This window comes from Limnochorda sp., from assembly GCF_047459355.1.
Lineage (GTDB): Bacteria > Bacillota > Limnochordia > Limnochordales > Limnochordaceae > Limnochorda.
Map to the genome: position 1 here is coordinate 1 of NZ_VSCV01000064.1, position 3,793 is coordinate 3,793.

Consider the following 3,793-nt stretch of genomic DNA (forward strand, 5'->3'; position numbering starts at 1 on the left):
GCCCACTCTCCCAGTGCCTCCTTCCCCTCCGCCACAGCAACTTGGCCACTCCCACCATACGGCTCGACCAAGCCACTGTGCCACCTTGCCACCCCCAGGAAAAGAATCCTGGGTAGTGTACCAAGCGCGGTACCCTCATTATACCTCCGGCGGGCCCCCCGACCAGGGCATGTGCCCAGAACACCGCTGCGGTACCGGCATCATGATCGGTGTGTCAGAGAGTCACTCTGCTAGTCTTGTCTTCGGCTAGATGACAAGAAGACCTTTCCATTGAAGCAGGCCATTACGTGGACACCTGCACGGAAGTCCGTCGTGTGCGCGACTGGATCGTTAACGCTCGACGAAAGCCTGTGCATCCCCCGACAGAGAACGCACTGAGGCCTAGCTCAATGAGTGGGGAGTTCGATGCCCTACCCCACCCAGGCGCTCACCACCGCGTACGCGGCCACGCCCGCCAGGGTGGTCCAGCCGAGGCTGCGGGTACGGAAGGCAACCAACGCCGCCGGCAAGGCCGCCAAGAGCGCGGGGTTCTGCCAAGGCGCGACCCATCCACCATCGGCCAGGAGAAGGGCGGGCGCGAGCAAGGCGGCCACCACCGCTGGTGCCACGGCATCGAGGAAGGGCCGAAACCGCTCTGACGGGCGCAGGTTGACCAAGAGCGGCAGGCTGCGCGAGGCGTAGGTGACCAAGCCCAAGAGCAGCCCGCCCAGCCAAACCTCAGGAATCACCCAGCCTCACCCTCCTCACGCCCACGGGCCTCGCCCCGCCTCCGGCTGGTGGCCGCGAGACCGCCAACCAGCGCCCCCAGCACCCCGCCCAGGACGATCCCCCACGAACCCTGGCCCATGAGGCTCACGGCCAAAGAGACGCTTCCTCCCACCAGAGCCGCCAAGGCTGTGGGCCTGGTGGTGAGGCTGGGCACCAAGAGGGCGAGAAAGAGCGCCGGCAGGGCGAACTCCAGTGGCTTGGCCAGCGCCTGGGGGAAGGCCAGGCTCCCCCAGGCGCCCACCACGGTGCCGGCGATCCAGCTCACGTAAGCGGTGGCGGCGGGGCCCACCACCTCGGGGAAGCGGGAGAACCGGCGCCCCCCCGTCGCTACAACGGCGTAAACCTCGTCGGTCAAGCCGAAGCCGGCCACGGCCTTCTGCCACCGGGACCAGCTCTTCCAATGGGGGGTCATGGCGACCGCGAAGAGCACGTGGCGGAGGTTCATGAAGGCCCCGGCCAGGAACCATCCGGTCCAGGGCACCCCTGCCGCCACCATCCCCACCACCAGGAACTGGCTCGCCCCGGCGTAGACCCACGTGGAGAGGAAGACCGCCTCGGCCACGGAGAGGCCGCTCTGCCGGGCCAAAAGCCCAAAGGCTGCCGCCACGGGGAAGTACCCTACCGCAATGGGTAGCCCGTACTGGCGAGCCGCGGCCCAGGCCCGAGGCCCCAGGCCTTCTGAAGGACCAACGGACGAAGCTAGGGGTTTGGACGCGTCGTGGTGCATGGAATCAGTCTAGCTCGCGCCACGGTGGGCTTCAATGAGGAACGGGAAGGTGTCGGCTCTTATCGGAAGGGCGTCAGGGAGCACCGGCTGACGCCCGCATCAGGATCCAGACGGCCCACACGTGGCTGGCGCTCCCCGCCATCACGAAGAGATGCCAAAGCTCGTGGAAGCCGAACCGCCCGGGAGAGAGGTTCGGCCAGCGGAACCCGTAGATGGCGGCGCCCACCAGATAGAAGGCCCCGCCCACACCGATCCAAAGGAGCGAGCGGGCCGGCAGCCCCTCCAGGAGGAAGGGGAGCATGGGGATCACGAGCAACCCCAAGCCCACGTAGAAGAGGACCGTCAGCCAGCGGGGCGTTCCAAACCAGACGATCTTCAGGAGGATCCCCACCAGGGCCAGCCCCCAGACCAGCCCGAAAAGGGTCCATCCCCAGGGACCGCCCAGGGCCCCAAGGAGGACAGGGCTGTAGGTGCCGGCGATGAGGACGTAGATCATGGCGTGGTCCAGCCGGCGGAGGATGGCGATCCCCCGCTCCGACAGCGGCAGCAAATGGTACAGGGCGCTGGCACTGTAGAGCAGGACAAGGCTCGTGCCGAAGATCCCTGCCCCCACCACCGCCCCCACGGGGCCTTGGGCCACCGCTTCCCGCACCAGAACGACGAGGGCCGCAGCAGAGAAGAGGGCCCCGACCGCATGGGTGAGCCCGTTCACCGGCTCCCGGAAGATCCGCCCCACGCCATCACCATCCTCCTGTAGGGTCTGGGTCCTCCCAGGTTTCCCCACCGAGCCGGGAGCTCCTCCCGAGGGGTCCGTTTTTTTCAGGTGGGACCGGCCGGCGCGGACGGGCCCATGGGGGCCCTCGGCGCCAGCGTCTTCGACACAAGAAGAGGATCCCGGGACGGCCCCCGAGATCCTCGTTCGACAGCGCCATACCTGGGGCGAAAGCCCACACCTGGCCGCTCGCCCCTCACCCCCCCACCGAAGCCCCCGCCGGGTACGGGTAAATGTGAACCCCCTGGACCACCCGGTTGATCACGCCCTTCCGGCTGGGCCGGTCCGGGGTGAGGCCAAGGGCCAAGGACTTGTGCAGGGCGAGCAACTGGCCTACCACCACAGCCAGGGGCGGGGTGATGGCGTCGGGCAAGCGCAGCTTTTGGTCCCGGTCGAAGGCGACCACCACATCGGCCAGCGCCTCCCACTCGGGCTCTGGGTGCGGGCAGACGACCAGCCGGGCCAGGCCGAGGCCCTTCTGGTCCACCTCCCGCAGGAGGTCCGTCTCGTACCGGCGCCGGTAGGGATGGGCCGAGGCGAAGAGGCCGAAGAGGGTCTTCTCGTTGATGGCCGCCATGGGGCCGTGGCGGAGCCCTAAGGTATCCTCAGCCTTCCCCAGGACCACGCCATCACTCAGTTCCTGCACCTTCAGGTGGGCCTCCAAAGCCGCGCCGAACAGCGCCCCCGAACCGACGAAGAAGACCCGCTCCAGGGGCTTCCTGGCCAGCTGGCTGATTGGCTCATCGTACTCGTCCAGGATCCTCTGGCCCGCCTGGGCGAGGCGCTCCACCAGTCGCAGGTAGCCCTCCGGGTCATCCGTCCAGCCCAAGAAGAGGCAGGCTACGAACATGCTGGTGAAGGAGCTGGTCATGGCCAGGCCCCGGTCGTGGGTGGCCGGCGGCAAGAGGCAGCAGGCTGCGGGGCTCGGCGTCTCCTGAGCCAGGCGGGCCAGAGTACCCTCCGGGTTGCAGGTGACGGCCACCTGGCGGACCAGGCCTTCCCGGAGGCGATCGGCCAGCTCGAACGCCGCGTTCCCTTCGGGGCTCTCCCCAGACCGGGCAAAGGAGACCAGAAGGAACGGCTGGCGCGGGAGGGTCCCCTCGGGGTCCATGACAATCTCGGTCCCGGGCACCGCACAAACCGGGAGACCCAACCGGTGGCTCAGGGCCCGCTCCAGGCCCTTCCCCACGTAGTAGGAGCTGCCGGAGCCCGTCAAGACCACCCGGGTGACGCCATCGAGAAGCCCAGCCAGCCGCTCCCGGTGGGCGAGCATCCCTGCCGCGGTCTCCCGCCACAGCGCGGGCTGGGCAGCGATCTCGCCCGGCGTGTGCACCACCCCTCGAGCCCTCTTCTGATCCTCATCCAAGGCGAGCAGCGCCTTCAGCGAATCCATGCAAGACCCCCTTGCCCACGTCCCTCTCAAGGCGGCCGCGCTTGCCCTCTCTCCCCTCGTCGCTCAGCAGGCAGCGGCAGCTCAGCCCTTGATGGAACCCATGGTGATGCCCCTGATGAAGTACTTCTGGAAG

Annotated in this window: 4 protein-coding genes; all 4 read right to left on the bottom strand. The window is 68.2% G+C overall.

Features of this window, described 5'->3' with window-relative positions; genetic code table 11:
- Nucleotides 1–410: 410 nt before the first annotated feature.
- The 4 genes from FWJ67_RS10725 to FWJ67_RS10740 all read right to left on the bottom strand — a co-directional run bounded on the left by FWJ67_RS10725 (nt 411) and on the right by FWJ67_RS10740 (nt 3,660).
- Nucleotides 411–728 carry an AzlD domain-containing protein gene (locus FWJ67_RS10725; protein ID WP_414482809.1) on the bottom strand — a complete coding sequence of 106 codons (318 nt, stop codon included), beginning with the start codon at nt 726–728 and terminating at the stop codon, nt 411–413.
- Nucleotides 725–1,495: an AzlC family ABC transporter permease gene (locus tag FWJ67_RS10730; protein WP_304172802.1), complete on the bottom strand. Its 771-nt coding sequence runs from the start codon at nt 1,493–1,495 to the stop codon at nt 725–727. The genes FWJ67_RS10725 and FWJ67_RS10730 overlap by 4 nt, the downstream gene beginning before the upstream one ends.
- Before the next feature lie 73 nt (nt 1,496–1,568).
- Complete coding sequence (gene trhA, locus FWJ67_RS10735) at nt 1,569–2,231, bottom strand: PAQR family membrane homeostasis protein TrhA (protein WP_414482497.1); 663 nt, start codon at nt 2,229–2,231, stop codon at nt 1,569–1,571.
- Nucleotides 2,232–2,463: 232 nt separating this feature from the next.
- Nucleotides 2,464–3,660, bottom strand: a complete 1,197-nt coding sequence (locus FWJ67_RS10740; RefSeq protein ID WP_414482810.1) for an SIS domain-containing protein — start codon at nt 3,658–3,660, stop codon at nt 2,464–2,466.
- Nucleotides 3,661–3,793: the final 133 nt, after the last annotated feature.

Coding starts and splice junctions, on each gene's coding strand:
- FWJ67_RS10730 (WP_304172802.1), bottom strand. CDS start 1,495: ATGCACCACGACGCGTCCAAACCCCTAGCTTCGTCCGTTGGTCCTTCA.
- FWJ67_RS10740 (WP_414482810.1), bottom strand. CDS start 3,660: ATGGATTCGCTGAAGGCGCTGCTCGCCTTGGATGAGGATCAGAAGAGG.